Origin of the sequence: Methylobacterium sp. J-043 (assembly GCF_022829505.1) — a bacterium.
Classification (GTDB): domain Bacteria; phylum Pseudomonadota; class Alphaproteobacteria; order Rhizobiales; family Beijerinckiaceae; genus Methylobacterium; species Methylobacterium extorquens_A.
Genome location: NZ_JAKSYB010000063.1, coordinates 303,933 through 320,197 on the forward strand (window position 1 = coordinate 303,933; position 16,265 = coordinate 320,197).

Genomic DNA, 16,265 nt, shown 5'->3' on the forward strand with positions numbered 1-16,265 from the left:
TCAGCCGGGGATCGGCCTTCATGCCTTACCGTCCGTTGACCGGTTCGCTCGGATCGATCGCATCCGCGCCCCGAGAAACATCGCCATCCGAGCCGGCACGGCCTCGGGAGCGGAGGACGTATGACGTCCCAGCATCTCCCGGCAGTTTTCACGGGAAAACTGCCGCGCTTCAGGCGCCACCCATTGGCGTCTTCGCCCGCCTGCGGCGGCGGGCCACCATGTTGAGGCCCTCCACACCGGCCGAGAACGCCATGGCGGTGTAGATGTAGCCCTTCGGCACATGCGCCCCGAAACCTTCGGCGAGCAGCGTCATGCCGATCATGATGAGGAAGCCGAGCGCCAGCATCACCACGGTGGGGTTGGCGGCGATGAAGCGCGACAGCGGGTCGGCGGCGATCAGCATCACGGTCACGGCGGCGACGACGGCGATGACCATGATCGGCACGTGCTCGGTCATGCCGACGGCGGTGATGATCGAATCGATCGAGAAGACGAGGTCGAGCACCAGAATCTGGCCGATGGCCGAGCCGAAGGTGAGCGCCGCCCGGCTGCCGGGCTTCTCCTCCGGGCTCGGATCGACGCTGTAATGAATCTCCTTGGTCGCCTTCCACAGCAGGAACAGGCCGCCCGCAATGAGGATGAGATCGCGCCAGGAGAAACTCTTGCCCAGCACCGCGAAGACCGGCTCGGTCAGGTGGACGATCCAGGCCACCGTGCCGAGCAGCGCCAGCCGCAGGATCAGGGCGAGGCCGATGCCCAAGCGCCGCGCCCGGCTCCGCTCGGCCTCGGGCAGCTTGTTTGTGACGATCGAGATGAAGATCAGGTTGTCGATGCCGAGGACGACCTCCATCACCACGAGGGTCGCCAGCGCCGCCCAGGCGGTGGGGTCGGCGGCGAGGTGAAGCAGGCTGTCCACGGGCGGATCCGAGGGTTCAGAAGGGAAGAGGGAACCGGCTCGTGGCGACGGGCGCGGCGTCCGGCGGCGCGAGAACCCGCACCGCCTTCGGCATCACCTTGAAATGGGCCGGCGTCCAGGTCGTCAACTCACCGTCGGTGTTGACCGCCCGCGGCTTGCGGGTCTTCAGCATCAGCTCCGTGGTCTCGAACGCACGCACATCCGCTGCCTTGCCGTGGGTCCCGCGGCGCAGGGCCGGCAGCAGCGCGATCAGCCGCCACCAATGGGCGACCTCCAAGCTGTAGAAGTCGAGCCGTCCGTCATCGACGGTGGCGTCTTCCTGCACGGTCATGCCACCGCCGTAATGGCGCCCGTTGCCGACCGAAGCCTGGATGGTCGTGACCTTCTCGGTGCGGCCGTCATGCTCGATCGTCACGGTGAAGGGACGGGCGCGGCGCAGAAGCCGGAAGGCGGCGATGGCATAGCCCACCGTGCCCCAGGTCTTCTTGGCCTCCGCCGTCAGCTCGCTGGCGAGATCTGCGGAAAAGCCGACGCTCGCCACGTTGAAATAAAGGTGCCCGTTGACCCAGCCGAGGTCGATCGCCTTCTCCGGCGCCGTGGGGATCAAGCGGGCGGCCGGCTCCGGCTCGAGGGGCAGGCCGAGGGAGCGGGCGAGATCGTTGGCGGTGCCGAGCGGCAGGATGCCGAAGGGCAGCCCCGTCTCGACCAGGGCGGGTGCAGCCGCGTTCATGGTGCCGTCGCCACCCCCGAGGATCACCAGATCGACGGAGGACGCATGCCGCCCGATCACCTCCTTGCAATCGGCGCTGTCCTCCGGCTCGACGAGGTCGAGCCCCCCCTCGCGCAGAATCGTGCGGATCGCATCCAGCGACGCGGACCCGCTGCGAGCCTTGGCGTTCACGAGAAGGAGCGCGCGGCGCTTCCCGGTCTCCGAGGTCGCGCTCAAGCCGCTGCTCCGCTCGCATGGGGCCGGAACAGGAAAACCAACATGGCCGGCACAGGAATATCCTCGCACGCTTTACGCGCCGCGTTCGCGCCAGCGGTGAAAAATCCGACATCACGGTCGACGCCTCGACCGTCGGAGGGGCCCGGCCCCGTCCTCGGCGGCCCCGCTCGATGCTTGGCACCAAGGGCGCTCGGCCTGCTGCATTCGCACGCAGGACGAGCCGGGAACGTCATGCTCAAGGTGGGCACTTCCCGCGCGATGGCAAGGGCGCGGCGCAAGGGCACGGGGAAAGGGTGCGTGCGAGGGCGCTTGGCGCGGGCCCGGCACCAGGGGCCGTGACCAGGGAAGCTTGGACAGCGGGGGTAACAGGCCTTCCGGTGAAGGCATCGGTCGCACGGGCGCCCGACTCGGTGTAGGCACTCAGCCGGTGGCGGAAAGGCGTGGAACCGTAGCGGTGCCGTCACGCGTTCCCTCTCACCGACCGCCTTCCGCGGAGTGCCGGCCGCCGTCACCCTTCCGAGGTGAGCGCCGCCGGTGACCCGGCCTTCCGCGAGGCACCTTCAGGCCTGCTCGCCCGATCGGTCCCGTCATGCGCCCCGTCCTGTTTCTGACTCTTCTCCTCTCCTCGGCCTGCGCGACGGGAGGCGCCCTGGCCCAGCAGGGATCGAACTGGATCGACCCACCCGCCAAATCCGACGCCGCCCCCGCTGGCAGCGAGCGGACGAAGCCGGCGGCCAAATCCGCCCCCCGTTTCGAGGCCGAACCGGAGGCCGGGACCCGTTCGCGCCGGGCCACCGCCCCCGCCCCCGCCCGGCGGGACATGCACCGCCAGGACCGCACCCGCGCCGCCGAGATGCGCCGCGCCCGCCGAGCCGCGATCCGCGAGCGGGCGCGCGACGAGGGGCACGCCCACACCGCCCGGATGCACCGCCCTGCCCCGCCGCCCGCCGCGAACCTGGCCCGCGCCGAGCCGGATCCGCGCTTCTCCGATTGGGCCGTGGCGGCGCGTCGCCTGAGTTTCGGCTATCTCGACAGCGTGTCGGCGCCCAACGGCGCGATGCTGTCCGCCGCGCCCCGCTTCTATGGCAGCTCGGTGCGCTTCCACGGCCGTGTCATGACCACCAACGCGCTCCTGGCTGAGAAGCGGCGCTTCGCGCGGCGCTGGCCCGAGCGGCGCTACGAGCCGCACGGGGAGCCGCGGATCGCCTGCGACGGACCCAGCGCCACCTGCCTCGTGCGCATCGTCCACGATTTCACGGCGGTCAGCCCGGCCCGCGGTGCGCGTTCGCAGGGGGTGGCCGAACTCACGCTGACGGTGAGCTTTGCCGGAGGCGCACCGGTCATCGTGTCGGAGTCGAGCCGCGTCCTGAGCCGGGCAGGGGCCTGACGATCGGGGTCCATCGCTCGAAGCCGCATGAGTGGCTTGCCGGCGCGAAGAGCGTGCTCTTTGGGGCGTGAGCCTCGGAGAGCATCGAGCGGCGCGGGAAGCATAAGTCCGCGGAGGCGGGCGCAGGCGATTGAGGCCGGGTGGGAAATCAGGGTGTTCGCCTTGGGCGGTCATCCTGCGGGATCAGCCGCCGCATCGACCGGATACTCCGGCCGGTCCATGTTGTAGAAGCAGCCGACGGGCGCCGCCGTGAGGGGCGCCCCGGCGACGAACGAGAACAGGGCATCGCACGCGTGAAGGGATCGGCAAAGGCCGCAGGTCGGAGCAAGGACGAGACGGCGGCCCCGCCGGAGGCGCCGGTCTCCGAGGACGACCGCCGGATCCGCGCGCTGATCCTGGCCGAGCTCGACCGACGCGGCGCGCGACCGGTGGCACGCCGGACGCTGGCCCTGATCGCCGAAGGCTTCGTCTTGCCCGCCGACGGGGTGCCCGGCTACCGGATCGTCGATCGCACCGGCACGGTGCGCCTGCGGGGCGAGGCGGGTGCCGGCGTGCCGCTGACCCTTCACGACCTCGTTGAGGAACTTCGGGAGCAGCACGCACCGCTGTTTCTCCCCCCTGCCCCCGAACCGGAGCCGGAACCCGCCCGCGACACCATCGCCGACGTGCGGGCCGCGGGCGCCCGCTTCGTGGAGACGCAGTCGGCGCTGGCGCGCTCCCTGGCGAACAGCTCCGCCGAGCGCAGCCGGGCGCTCGCGAGCGCCGCGAGCGAGACCGTCGAAGGCTGGCGCAGCCGCCTCGCCGAACGGCTGAAGGCCCGGCCGCGGCCCGCACCGGTCGGCGCCTCCCTCGATCCGGCCGCGTCGTCGCCGAACGCGGCGGAGCGCCTTGCCGGTGCGCGCGCCCGCGTCGGAGACGGCTGGCGGCGCGTGGCCGGCGGGATTCAGCCCCGCCAGACGGCGAACCGGATGCGCGACCTCGCGGAGGATGCCTTCGCTGCGGGAAGCCGCCGGCCGGTTCTGCTGATGGCGTTCGGCGCCTTGGCGGGCGCAGGCCTCGTCGCGGCGCTCTCCCTGAGCGGACGCGATACGGAGGAAGCCGGTCGCCCCGTCCAGCAGACCGCCGAAACCCAGGCCCCGCAGACGACGCCCACCGGATCGCCGCCGGCCTCGGAGCGCGTCCCGGCCGCGGAGGAGCCGGCTCCCGATGCACCACCCGCGGACGCGCCGGGGACCACGGCCGAGCGTCCGCCCGAGCCGGAGGCGCCGCGCAAGGGCGCCAACGCCATCGTCGGCGTGCCGGAGGTGATCGACACGGCGACGCTGCGCGTCGGCGGCAAGGTCGTGCGCCTGTTCGGCGTCGAGTGGGTCCGCGGCGGCCAGTCCGACGAGCTAAATAAGTATCTCCGCAAGCGCTCAGTGACCTGCCAGCCCGCGCCCGGCAGCAGCGCGCATATCTGCACCGTGGAGGGCCGCGACCTCTCCGAGGTGGTGCTGTTCAACGGCGGCGGTCGCGCCTCATCCGAGGCGACGCCGGATCTCGCGGCGGCCGAGGATCACGCCCGCACCGAGCGGCTCGGCGTCTGGAAGCGGTGAGGCGTTGGGTCCGGGCCTATCCCGGCCTCTTCAAAGCAAGGGCTGGCGCGCGGCCGCATCCTCACGGGCACAGAGCGTGGGGTCAGGCTTTGCCCCCTCCCCGCTCAGCGCGCGTTTGAGGTCGGCCCGGGCGCGCTCCAGATCGATGCGGAACTCGGGATCGGCGAGCAGCACGGCGACCAGCGCCGAGGCGCCGGTGCGGGCGGCCTCGACATCGCTGAGCCAGTGGACGCCGCACACCACTCGGCTCTCGCCGTAGAGCCGGCTCCGCACCAGGAACTGCGTCGCCTTCTCCGGCATCAGGTTCGCCATGATCATCCCGTAGGCCCAGCCCTGGCCGGAATGGCCGGAGGGATAGCTGAAGCTGTCGGCGAGCTCGGCCGTGCGGGCGACGCAGATCGGCAGATCGTTGCCGACGAAGGGGCGCAGACGGCGGTAGCGCCGTTTGGCCACACGGGTGGCGCGGGCGATGTCGATGCGGGCCCGGTCGAGGAGCCGCATCAGGTCGGGCACGCCCCCCTGGTCGATGCGCTGGCCGAGGACGCAGGCATAGTCCTCGAGAAGCGCGGCGCCGCCATCGGCGACGTCGTTGGTGGCGAGCGCCCAGCGCGGGCTACCCTGGAAGGCCCGGGTCGCGTTGTAGACCGCCCGGTCCGCCGCCTCCGCCGCCGAGTGGCCCGCGGGGGGCGGGGGCAGGATCGCCACGAGGTTCGGCGTCGCCTCCTCGCTGAGATAGCCCTTCGGGGCAGCGGCCGCGAGCTTGTCCTTCTCCAGAGAGGGCGCGGAGGTCGCCGGACTGGCCGGTGCCGCCGGCTCGGCCTTGACGGGGGCGATTTGGAGCAGCGGGACGGCGAGGGTCAGCGCCACCAGGGCGGCCAAGCGCACCGGCGCACGGGTCGGGCGGGTCATCGGAGGAGAAGCTTTCAGGCGCCGGGGCTGAATGGATCGTGGCGGAGGCCAGGAGCGGGCTTCAGTTTCGAACTGATGCTTCCGGCCTGTCTAGAAGGGACGTGCGACGGATGCGTCACAGTCCCAATCCGGTGTCAGGCCGCAGCGCTTTTTCGGCCTGGCGTCAGGGCGTCCGGATCGCGGCGGCGACCTCGCGGAAGAACTCCTCGTGGGCGCTCAGCGCCCCCGGTACGGTGAGAGCCGAGACGCGGCCCGTGCCGATCAACGCATCCATCTCGGCGCCCGAGCGGCGCGGCGCCTTCTCCGGACGCAGCACCTGCACGGGCGGCAGATCGTCCCCGAACGAAGCCAGGAATTGCTCGCGCGAAGAGGCCGGATCGAGGCCGCCCGTGACGAAGGCCGCGGTGCCGAATCGGCCCCGGCTCTGGCGGGTGATGCGGTGCTTGGCGGCGATCACGGCCGGCGTGACATGCGCCGGCTCGGCATAGACATGGGCGCGCATCATCCGCCCGATGATCGGCCGGCTGATGTTGATCCGGTAGAGCGCTTCGCCGAGGAGCGGCGTCTCGACCGCGCGACGAATTCGGCCGAACCACGCGGCGCGCTCCGGCCCCATGGCGGTCGGCAGGGGCCCGCGCCAGGTCGGCGCCACGAGCACGAGCCGTGCAAACGCGCCGGGATCGCGGCGTGCGGCGGCGACGAGGTAGGGCGCGGCGTGGCCCGCGGCGATGCCGAGCGCGTAGGGGCCGGGTGCGGCCGCCAGCAGCGCATCGAGGAAGGCGTGGAGGTTGGCGGGATTCAGCGGCAGCCGGGCCCGCGGATGCGCGCCGAAGCCCGGCCAGTCGGGCACGAGGCAGCGATGCGTCGCGCCGAGTTCGCGGGCGAGGGGCAGCATCTCCTCGCGCGCCGAGATCGAGGAAAGGGCGGGCAGGAGCAACGCGTCGGCGCCCTCCCCGATCACGGCACAGGGCGTCGCCACCCGGTGCCCCGCGACGGTGAGGTCGAGGGTCCGGGTGGCGGGCGACGGGCTGGCCGACGCCATCAGGTCCGCAGCAGCTCGTTGATACCGGTCTTGGCGCGGGTACCGGCATCGACGCGCTTGACGATCACGGCGCAGTAGAGGCCGGGGCCGGGGGTACCGTCGGGCAGCGGCTTGCCGGGCGTCGTGCCCGATACCACCACGGAGTAGGGCGGCACGCGGCCGTAGAAGGTCTCGCCCGTATTGCGGTCGATGATGCGGGTCGAGGCGCCGATGTACACGCCCATCGACAGGACCGAGCCCTCGCCGATGATCACGCCTTCGGCGACCTCGGCGCGGGCGCCGACGAAGCAGTTGTCCTCGATGATGACCGGGTTGGCCTGGAGCGGCTCCAGCACGCCGGCGATGCCGGCGCCGCCCGAGATGTGACAGTTCTTCCCGACCTGGGCGCAGGAGCCGATCGTCACCCAGGTATCGACCATGGTGCCCTCGCCGACATGGGCGCCGAGGTTGATGAAGCTCGGCATCAGCACCGCGCCCGGCGCGATGTAGGAGCCGCGGCGCACGAAGCAGCCCGGCACGGCGCGGAAGCCCGCGGCGCGGAACTCGGCCTCGCCCCAACCGGAAAACTTCGAGGGCACCTTGTCCCACCACGGGGAGGAGCCGGGGCCGCCCTCGATCGGCACCATGTCGTTGAGGCGGAAGGAGAGCAGCACCGCCTTCTTGAGCCACTGGTTGACCTGCCAGGACTCACCCGCCTTCTCGGCGACGCGGGCCTGACCGGAATCGAGCAGGTTCAGCGCCTCGTCCACCGCCTCGCGCACCGCGCCGGTGGTCGCGGTCGAGATGCCGGCGCGCTCCTCCCAGGCGGCTTCGATGGTCTTTTCGAGATCGGCGTGTGACATCGGGGCTTTCCGGACGAGAAGGCGCGAAAGGTGGTCGTGCTTACAAAAGCCGTCCGGTCCTGTCACCGTTTGCGTGGCGCGAGGCCCACAAGTCGCTCGCGCACGCCGGACAGACCCTGCACCAGATCGAGCAGCTCCTCGGCCATGCCGTCACGGATCGCCGCCGCCGCGTCGGGAAACTCGCGCAGGACACGGCTCATCACCGAGGGCGTCACGCGCATCACTTCGGCAGGCTCGACCGCGCGCGCCTCCGCCGGCCGCTCGACCGGGCGGAAGAGGGCGTTGCGCCCGATGACCCCGGAGCGGGACACCGTGACCGGCTCCGTACCGGACCGCAGGGGGACGAGCGCGATGGTGCCGGACATGACGACGTAACCGCCATCCGACGGCTCGCCGCGGGCGAACAGCAGGTCGCCCTCCCCCAGGAGGCGGCGCTCACCGGCAAAGCAGAGCAGGCGCAGGGCGTCGCGTCCGAACAGCTCGAACACGGGGGCCGCGGCGAGGATCGCGATGTCGTCGTCGAGCCCCAACGCCTCTCCGCCCCTCGGCCGCGATACGCTACGCCTGTTGCATCGCCTCGGTGTCTCTCACGAAACGCCCGCTGCGCCGCCGTGCCCGGAAGGGAAACGATCGGTGATCGGGAGTTCTGTAAGGCACTCTCACTCCGAAAGCCGGCGACCACCTTCCGGGACGATGCTTGACTGTCCGGGCGCAAGCTTAACCGATGCGGAGGCGGCGCGATACGTCACCCGGCCGCGTGCTGTGCGGGACGGTGGATACCGGCGCCGAATCGGCCTTCAGGGTAGCAATTTGTAGCCGCCGCCTTCGGTGACGAGGATCGCGGCGACCGCTGGGTTCGGCTCGATCTTCTGGCGCAGCCGGTAGATGTGCGTTTCGAGGGTGTGGGTGGTGACGTGGGCGTTGTAGCCCCACACCTCGGCGAGCAGCGTATCGCGCCCCACCACCTCGCGGCCCGCCCGATAGAGGTAGCGCAGAATCGCCGTCTCCTTCTCGGTGAGCTTCAGCTTGGAGCCGCGCTCGCCGACCAGCAGCTTGGCACCCGGCCGGAAGGTGTAGGGGCCGATGCGGAACACCGCATCCTCGCTCGCCTCGTGCTGGCGCAGCTGCACCCGGATGCGGGCGAGCAGAACGGCGAACTTGAACGGTTTGACCACGTAATCGTTGGCGCCCGCCTCCAGGCCCTCGACCATGTCGTCGTCGGATTCCTGGGCGGTCAGCATGATGATCGGGCCGCGATAGCCGTTGCGGCGCAGGGTCCGCACCGCCTCGCGCCCGTCCATGTCCGGCAGCGCGACATCCATCACCACGAGATCGACCGGCTCCTGCGTGACACGGTTCAGCGCCCCGGTCGCCGTCGGCTCGCCGATGACGGAGAATTCGTCATAGGCGTCGATCTGTTCCGTCAATGCCTCACGCAGGGCGTCGTCGTCGTCACAGACGAGGAGGCAATAGGGGTTGGACATCGACGCAGCGGCTCTCAACAAGCATTCCGGCCACCTGGACTTCGCACAGAGATCCGGCAGGCGGCCAAGACGATTTCATCGCGGCACGCCGATTCGAATAGGCATATCGCCCATTGGCTGGCCGCGGACGGAACCCATGCGGTGCCGCCTGACGACAAACCTAGTTCGTTTTACGCGCCGGGAAATCCGGATTGCGCGCTTATGCAGAATTTTCGCCATCTTCCACCTTTCTCTGCCGCGACACGACGTCAGGCCGGGCAAAGCTCGGAACAAGCTGGGACAAACTGGCAATGCGGCGCGCTCAAGTTGCGAAGTGGACCGGGATCGCCGCGACAGGACAGGGGAGACGGACCGGCACCCTCGATCTGCTGCGGGTACGCCCGCTGCCGGGCGACCCGACCCGCGGCACGCTGATCGCAGGCGGGGTCGTGATCCCCTGTGCCCTCGGGCGCTCCGGCATCACAACGCAGAAGCGGGAAGGGGACGGGGCCTCGCCGCGGGGTGTCTTTCGCCTGCGCGGCGGCTTCTACCGGCCCGACCGCTTCCCCGTCCGCCCCATCAGCGCGCTCCCTCTGCGGGCCACGCGACGTGACGACGGCTGGTGCGACGCGCCTCAGGACCGCCGCTACAACCAGCCGATCCGGCTGCCGAGCACGGCGGCGAGCGCCGAGCAGCTCTGGCGCGACGACGGACTCTACGACCTCGTGATCGACCTCGATTACAACCGCGGTCCGATCCGTCCGGGCCGGGGCTCGGCGATCTTCCTGCACATCGCACGCAGCGGCTACCGCCCGACGGAAGGCTGCGTCGCCCTGAAACCCGCCGACCTGCTGCGCCTGCTCCGCCGCCTCGGGCCGGGAACGCGGATGAAGATTGGGAGATAACCTGTCATTAACCGGCTAATCCTTGAGGCGCATCAGGGTTTTACCGGAACCGAGCGGCCGTCTGCGCGAAGGACAGGCCGGCCCGTTGGTCGCAGGCGGGTCAGGCCCGCTTCGTCCGCCGGCCGAAGATGGCCGTGCCGACGCGGACATGGGTGGCGCCCATCTGGATCGCGGCCGGAAAATCCGCGCTCATGCCCATCGACAGGATCGGTAGGCCGTGGCGCTCGGCAATGCGGGCCAGCAGGGCGAAATGAGGGGAGGGCGGGTCTTCGGCCGGCGGGATGCACATCAGGCCGTGGATCGCGAGATTGTGGGTTTCACGGCACTCCGAGAGCAGAACATCGACCTGATCGGGGGAGACGCCCGCCTTCTGCGTCTCGCCGCCGGTATTGACCTGGATCAGGAGCTTGGGCGCCCGGCCGCTCCGCTCGATCTCCTTGGCGAGCGCCGCGGCGAGCGACAGCCGGTCGAGGGCGTGGATCACGTCGAACAGCTCGACCGCCTCACGCGCCTTGTTCGACTGGAGCGGGCCGACGAGATGCAGTTCGACATCCGGATAGCGCTCCCGCAGCGCCGGCCACTTGGCCCGCGATTCCTGCACGTAGTTCTCACCGAAAATCCGCTGGCCGGCCTCCAGCGCCGGCAGGATGCCCTCGGCCGGCACCGTCTTCGAAACGGCGACGAGGTGGACGCCGGCCGGATCGCGCTCGTTGTCCTCGGCGGCCCGGCGGATGCTCGCGCGTACCTCCGCGAGCCCGGCCGCGACATCGGCCTCACCCACCGGCGGCTTGGCGTCGAGGGTCTGATCCGGGGTTTGGCTCTCATCCATCATGGGCCCTCCTTGCGGCGGCGCAGACACGACTTCAAGGGTCGCGGGGTGTTTCCCTGCTTCGCGCCCGCGATATCCTGGCCTCTCCCGATCCGAACGGAGAAGCCCCGCCGATGTTCGATACGCCCGCCGACGCCCAGGCCCAACTCGCGCAGCACTTTGCGCGCCCACAGGTCGAGAGGGTGGTCGGGGCGCTGGTGCCGACCGTCGTGTTTCGTCCGCTGCCGACGGACAAGGGAAGCGTCGGCGGCACGCGGATCGGCGGGACACCGGACCTTCCGCCGGGGCTGACCTGGCCGCGCCGGGCCATGCCTGCCGATGCGGAGGCCATCGCCAAGCGAGGGAACGCGGATGCCGGGGAGGACATGCGGCGGCACTTCCGCAAGGAGTTGCCCTACGCCCTCTTCGCGCAGGTCGATCTCCGGGAGGCGAGGGGGCAGGCCGAAGGGCCGGCCAAGAAGGCGGCCAAGGAGTCGGCCAAGGAGCCGACGATGGGAGAGGGCGGTCCCGCCGCCGCCCTGCCGGGGCACGGGCGGCTGCTGTTCTTCTACGATCTCTCCGCCGGCCCGTGGGACAACGGCACCGAGTCCGCCCGCGTGATCTGGGACGAGAGCCCGCGCGAAGGCCTCGCCCCCCAGACCATCCCCGCCGACCTCGCGGCGGCGGCCGATGCGCACCGGGCTGAGATCGCGAAGACAAACCGGCAGTTCAAGCTGCCCCTCCCGAAGCCCGGCTCCGGCACGCCCTATGGCGGCCCGGCCCGGCCGATGAGCCTGCACGCCACCCTGCGCCCGCCGGCCATCGAGAGCCTGGAGATGGACGCTCAACCGGCCCTGAAGGCGGCGTTAGCGCTCCGCACCGAGGGTGAGGAGAGCTTTCACGACGCCTATCAGGACCTCTTCGCGAAGGCCTTCGACAGCTATTACGGGGCCGCCAATGCCGGGCGGCGCAACCAGCTCCTCGGCTCGCCGCTGCCGGAACAAAGCGATCCGCGCTTCGAGGCGGAGGTCGTCTCGCGCTTCGGCATGCAGCATCTCAGCCAGGAGGAATGGAGGGCGCACAAGCCTGCAATCGAGACCGGCGCACGCTCCTGGCGCCTCCTCTTGCAGATCGATGTCGGCGACTTCCTGCAGGAGAACGGGGAGGGCACCGTCTACTTCCTGATCCGCGCCTCCGATCTTGCCGAGCGGCGCTTCGATCGGGTCGTGGCGGTCTATCAGCAGACCTGAACCGCGCCGATCGTTGACCCTTGACCGCACGGATATGCTAGGTGCCGGGCTTCGGCCCCCGCGACAGCCTCGCGTACGGCCCACCTCCTTCTTACGCTGATCCCGGCGCCCCCGATGACCGACTCCGCACAGCCCTCTCCGACAGCGCAAGAGCGCCACCACGAGCGTTACAACGCCAAGGACGCCGAGCCGCGCTGGCAGCAGGCCTGGGACGCGGCCAAGCTGTTCGAGACGAAGAACGACGACGCCCGACCGAAGTACTACGTGCTGGAGATGTTCCCCTACCCGTCGGGGCGCATCCATATCGGCCATGTGCGCAACTACGCGATGGGCGACGTGGTGGCCCGCTACAAGCGCGCCAAGGGCCACAACGTGCTGCACCCGATGGGCTGGGACGCCTTCGGCCTGCCGGCCGAGAACGCCGCCATGGAGCGCAAGGTCAACCCGCGGGAGTGGACCTACGCTAACATCGCGACCATGCGCGGGCAGCTTCAGAGCATGGGCCTGTCGCTGGATTGGAGCCGGGAGATCGCGACCTGCGATCCTGACTATTACAAGCACCAGCAGCGCATGTTCCTCGACTTCCTGGGCAAGGGGCTCGTCACCCGGCGCACGGCGAAGGTGAACTGGGACCCGGTCGATCACACCGTGCTCGCCAACGAGCAGGTCATCGACGGGCGCGGCTGGCGCTCGGGCGCGCTGGTCGAGCAGCGCGAGCTGACCCAGTGGTTCTTCAAGATCACCGATTTCGCGCAGGATCTGCACGACGCCCTCGACGGGCTGGAGCGCTGGCCGGAAAAGGTCCGGCTGATGCAGCGCAACTGGATCGGCCGCTCTGAAGGGCTGGAGGTGCGCTTCGCGCTGTCCGCGCCGTTCGCCGGCACGGACGAGGTGGCGGTCTACACCACCCGCCCCGACACGCTGTTCGGTGCCCGGTTCCTGGCGATCTCCGTCGATCACCCGCTCGCCAGGGCGCTGGCCGAATCCGGCCCGAAGGCCGCGGAGTTGCAAGCCTTCGCCGAGGAGTGCCGCCGCATCGGCACGGCGCAGGAGGCGATCGATACGGCCGAAAAGCTCGGGCACGACACCGGGCTCACGGTGCGCCACCCGCTCGATCCGTCCTGGGAGTTGCCGGTCTTCGTCGCGAACTTCGTGCTGATGGAGTACGGCACCGGCGCGGTGTTCGGCTGCCCGGCCCACGACCAGCGCGACCTCGACTTTTCCAACAAGTACGGGCTCGGCAACACACCGGTGGTCTGCCCCGAGGGACAGGACCCGGACGCCTTTGTCATCACCGACACCGCCTATGACGGCGATGGGCGGATGATCCACTCGCGCTTCCTCGACGGCATGACGACGGACGACGCGTTCAAGGCCGTCGCCGACCGGCTGGAGGGCGAGACCCTCGGCGTTGCGCCCGTCGCTCGCCGGAAGGTCCAGTTCCGCCTCCGCGATTGGGGCGTGTCGCGCCAGCGCTATTGGGGTTGCCCGATCCCGATCATCCACTGCGAGGCCTGCGGCCCGGTGCCCGTGCCGGTGGAAGACCTGCCGGTGAAGCTGCCGGACGAGGTCTCGTTCGATCAGCCCGGCAATCCGCTGGAGCGGGATCAGGCATGGCGTCAGGTGCCGTGCCCGCGCTGCGGTGCGGCGGCCCGGCGCGAGACCGACACCATGGACACCTTCGTGGATTCGTCCTGGTACTACGCCCGCTTCACCGCCCCCTGGCTCGCCGACGCACCGACCGACCGGACGACCATCGATCACTGGCTGCCGGTGGATCAGTATATCGGCGGCGTCGAGCACGCGATCCTGCACTTGCTCTACTCGCGCTTCTTCATGCGGGCGATGCAGGCGACGGGCTGGTCCGGCGTGTCCGAGCCGTTCGCCGGCCTGTTCACGCAGGGCATGGTCGTCCACGAGACCTACAAGGATGCGGCCGGCGCCTGGACGCCGCCCGCCGAGATTCGCTTCGAGACGCAAGACGGAGCGCGCAAGGCTTTTCACGTGAAAACCGGCGAGCCGATCGAGATCGGCCCGACCGAGAAGATGTCGAAGTCGAAGAAGAACGTCGTCGACCCCGACGACATCATCGCCAGCTACGGCGCCGACACCGCGCGCTGGTTCATGCTGTCCGACTCGCCGCCCGAGCGGGATGTGATCTGGACCGAGGAGGGCGTGCAGGGTGCCGCCCGCTTCGTGCAGCGCGTCTGGCGCCTCGTCCACGGAGTGGCGACCGCGAGCGGACCTGGGGGCGCCGCCGACACACCCTTGCGCAAGGCCGCCCACAAGGCGCTCGCCGCCGTCGGCGAAGATATCGAGCGCCTGCGCTTCAATCGCTGCGTGGCCCACATCTACACCCTGGCCAACGCCCTCGACGAGAGCCTGCGCGGCGGTGCCTCGCAGGCCGCGGCGGGCGAGGCGGCCCGCATCCTCGTCCAGCTCATCGCACCGATGATGCCGCATCTTGCCGAGGAATCCTGGCGCGTGCTGGGCGGGGAGGGGCTCGTCGCAGAGACGGCTTGGCCGGTGGCCGATCAGGCGCTGCTCGTCGAGGACGAGATCACCCTTCCGGTTCAGATCAACGGCAAGAAGCGGGCGGACGTGACCGTCCCGCGCGACGCGGATGCGGGGGCCGTCGAGGCGGCGACGCTGGCCCTGGAACCGGTGCAGCGCGCTCTGGAAGGCCGGGCCCCGCGCAAGGTCATCGTCGTGCCGGGGCGGATCGTGAATCTGGTGGTCTGACCGGCCTCTCGTTTAAAATAGGTCTCGCGGCTGCCGCGTCCCTCCTCCCGCAAGAGGAATGGGGCGCGGCGGCGGGATAGCCTCTACCGTCATGTCTCCACCCCTTCCCCACCGCGACGACACCATCTTCGCCCCGGCGAGCGGCTTCGGCCGTGCAGCGGTGACGGTGGTGCGCATCAGCGGGCCGGCGGCGGGGCTTGCGCTCGACCGGCTGGCCGGCGGGCGCCCGGAGCCGCGCCGTCTCTCCCTGCGCCGCCTGCGCGACCCCGACTCCCGCGGCATCCTCGATCAGGCCCTCGTGGCATGGCTGCCAGGCCCTGCCACTGCCACCGGCGAGGACATGGCCGAGCTGCACCTGCATGGGGGCCTCGCCGTGCGGTCCGCCGTGCTTGGAGCGCTCGGACGCGTGCCGGGCTGCCGCCCGGCGGAGGCCGGGGCGTTCAGCCGCCGCGCCTTCCTCAACGGCCGGGTCGACCTCACCGAGGCGGAGGGCATCGCCGACCTCATCGACGCCGAGACCGAAGCGCAGCGTGTCCAGGCTCTGCGTCAGCTCGACGGAGCCCTCGGCCGCCAGGTCGCCACCTGGCGCAAGACCGGCATCGATCTGCTCGCCGGAGCGGAGGCGGCCCTCGATTTTGCCGATGAGGGCGATGTCGATGAGGACGGTCTCGACGCTGCCCTGTCCGGCCGCGCCGCGGCCCTGCGCGATGCGATCCGAGCCGCGCTGGCCGACGGACGCCGGGGCGAGCGTCTGCGCGAGGGTTTCTGCGTCGTGCTGGCCGGGGCGCCCAACGCTGGGAAATCGACCCTGCTCAATGCGCTGAGCGGGCGCGACGCGGCCATCGTCTCGGACATTCCCGGTACGACCCGCGATGCCATTGAGGTGCGCTGCGATCTCGGCGGGCTGCCGGTTGTGCTGGTCGATACCGCGGGCCTGCGCGAGACGGCGGATGCGATCGAGGCGGAAGGCGTCAAGCGCACGCAAAGTCGTATCCGCACCGCCGACCTCGTGCTCCATCTCGTGTCGACGGACGGCAATGCCGATACCGGGCTTTCAGCGGACGTCCCCGTCCTTCTCGTTCGCACGAAAACCGACCTTGCGCCGGAGGTGTCGGGGGCGGGCGGCCTCGCCGTCTCGGCTGTCACGGGCGCTGGGCTCGACGCGCTCCTGGATGCCATCCAGGCCGCAGCTCAAACGGCCCTCGGTCAGGGCGACGCCCTCGTCACCCGCGAGCGTCATCGCGAGGCCTTGTCCCGGGCTGCGGATCATCTCGACCGCGTTGCTAGCGCTTCAGTTGGCTTCCCGCCCGAACTGGTGGCGGAGGATCTCCGCCTCGCCGTCCGGGCGTTGGGCGAAGTCGGGGGCCATGTCGGCGTCGAGGAGATGCTGGACCGCCTCTTCTCTGGGTTCTGCATCGGCAAGTAGTGGGCGTGAGTGGCTAGAGCATTGTCCTGGGTAT

General features: G+C 70.4%; 14 protein-coding genes. 6 read left to right on the forward strand and 8 right to left on the reverse strand.

The genetic code is table 11. The features are described from left to right. Nucleotides 1–169: 169 nt before the first annotated feature. Together MKK50_RS19430 and MKK50_RS19435 are read right to left on the reverse strand one after the other, a co-directional pair. Nucleotides 170–916, reverse strand: coding sequence for a TerC family protein (locus MKK50_RS19430; RefSeq protein WP_499024716.1), 747 nt, complete (start codon nucleotides 914–916; stop codon nucleotides 170–172). 16 nt (nucleotides 917–932) lie between these two features. Next, complete coding sequence (locus MKK50_RS19435) at nucleotides 933–1,862, reverse strand: lipid kinase (protein WP_253373365.1); 930 nt, start codon at nucleotides 1,860–1,862, stop codon at nucleotides 933–935. 589 nt (nucleotides 1,863–2,451) lie between these two features. On the opposite strand from MKK50_RS19435, the gene MKK50_RS19440 reads away from it, so the two are divergent. Next, a complete protein-coding gene (locus tag MKK50_RS19440; protein WP_499024717.1) occupies nucleotides 2,452–3,249 on the forward strand; it encodes a hypothetical protein in 798 nt (265 codons plus the stop codon). A gap of 293 nt (nucleotides 3,250–3,542) precedes the next feature. Continuing rightward, nucleotides 3,543–4,844 carry a thermonuclease family protein gene (locus tag MKK50_RS19445; RefSeq protein ID WP_499024718.1) on the forward strand — a complete coding sequence of 434 codons (1,302 nt, stop codon included), beginning with the start codon at nucleotides 3,543–3,545 and terminating at the stop codon, nucleotides 4,842–4,844. 30 nt (nucleotides 4,845–4,874) lie between these two features. On the opposite strand, the gene MKK50_RS19450 is transcribed toward MKK50_RS19445, so the two are convergent. From MKK50_RS19450 to MKK50_RS19470, 5 genes are all read right to left on the reverse strand, one after another. Next, entirely contained in the window at nucleotides 4,875–5,753 is an 879-nt protein-coding gene (locus tag MKK50_RS19450; protein WP_499024719.1) for an acid phosphatase, read from the reverse strand. Nucleotides 5,754–5,916: 163 nt separating this feature from the next. Continuing rightward, the gene (locus MKK50_RS19455; RefSeq protein ID WP_499024721.1) at nucleotides 5,917–6,795 is read right to left on the reverse strand and encodes an alpha/beta fold hydrolase; all 879 of its coding nucleotides are present in this window, start codon (nucleotides 6,793–6,795) and stop codon (nucleotides 5,917–5,919) included. Further along, a complete protein-coding gene (gene dapD / locus MKK50_RS19460; RefSeq protein ID WP_499024723.1) occupies nucleotides 6,795–7,637 on the reverse strand; it encodes a 2,3,4,5-tetrahydropyridine-2,6-dicarboxylate N-succinyltransferase in 843 nt (280 codons plus the stop codon). The genes MKK50_RS19455 and dapD overlap by 1 nt, the downstream gene beginning before the upstream one ends. 62 nt (nucleotides 7,638–7,699) lie before the next feature. After that, nucleotides 7,700–8,167: a Crp/Fnr family transcriptional regulator gene (locus MKK50_RS19465; protein ID WP_499024724.1), complete on the reverse strand. Its 468-nt coding sequence runs from the start codon at nucleotides 8,165–8,167 to the stop codon at nucleotides 7,700–7,702. 267 nt (nucleotides 8,168–8,434) lie between these two features. Continuing rightward, nucleotides 8,435–9,121: a response regulator transcription factor gene (locus MKK50_RS19470; protein WP_003601479.1), complete on the reverse strand. Its 687-nt coding sequence runs from the start codon at nucleotides 9,119–9,121 to the stop codon at nucleotides 8,435–8,437. A 290-nt stretch (nucleotides 9,122–9,411) separates the two neighbouring features. Here MKK50_RS19470 and MKK50_RS19475 point away from each other — a divergent pair, with 290 nt between their 5' ends. Then, on the forward strand, nucleotides 9,412–10,005 hold the full coding sequence (locus tag MKK50_RS19475; protein WP_499024726.1) for a L,D-transpeptidase family protein: 594 nt from the start codon (nucleotides 9,412–9,414) through the stop codon (nucleotides 10,003–10,005). 100 nt (nucleotides 10,006–10,105) lie between these two features. On the opposite strand, the gene MKK50_RS19480 is transcribed toward MKK50_RS19475, so the two are convergent. Beyond that, complete coding sequence (locus MKK50_RS19480; RefSeq protein ID WP_253373373.1) at nucleotides 10,106–10,837, reverse strand: YggS family pyridoxal phosphate-dependent enzyme; 732 nt, start codon at nucleotides 10,835–10,837, stop codon at nucleotides 10,106–10,108. A 110-nt stretch (nucleotides 10,838–10,947) separates the two neighbouring features. Here MKK50_RS19480 and MKK50_RS19485 point away from each other — a divergent pair, with 110 nt between their 5' ends. The 3 genes from MKK50_RS19485 to mnmE all read left to right on the forward strand — a co-directional run bounded on the left by MKK50_RS19485 (nucleotide 10,948) and on the right by mnmE (nucleotide 16,231). Continuing rightward, complete coding sequence (locus tag MKK50_RS19485; RefSeq protein WP_499024728.1) at nucleotides 10,948–12,063, forward strand: DUF1963 domain-containing protein; 1,116 nt, start codon at nucleotides 10,948–10,950, stop codon at nucleotides 12,061–12,063. Between the two features lie 114 nt (nucleotides 12,064–12,177). Next, nucleotides 12,178–14,805: a leucine--tRNA ligase gene (gene leuS / locus MKK50_RS19490; RefSeq protein WP_499024730.1), complete on the forward strand. Its 2,628-nt coding sequence runs from the start codon at nucleotides 12,178–12,180 to the stop codon at nucleotides 14,803–14,805. Nucleotides 14,806–14,896: 91 nt separating this feature from the next. Beyond that, complete coding sequence (mnmE, locus tag MKK50_RS19495; protein WP_499024731.1) at nucleotides 14,897–16,231, forward strand: tRNA uridine-5-carboxymethylaminomethyl(34) synthesis GTPase MnmE; 1,335 nt, start codon at nucleotides 14,897–14,899, stop codon at nucleotides 16,229–16,231. The last annotated feature ends 34 nt before the right edge of the window (nucleotides 16,232–16,265 follow it).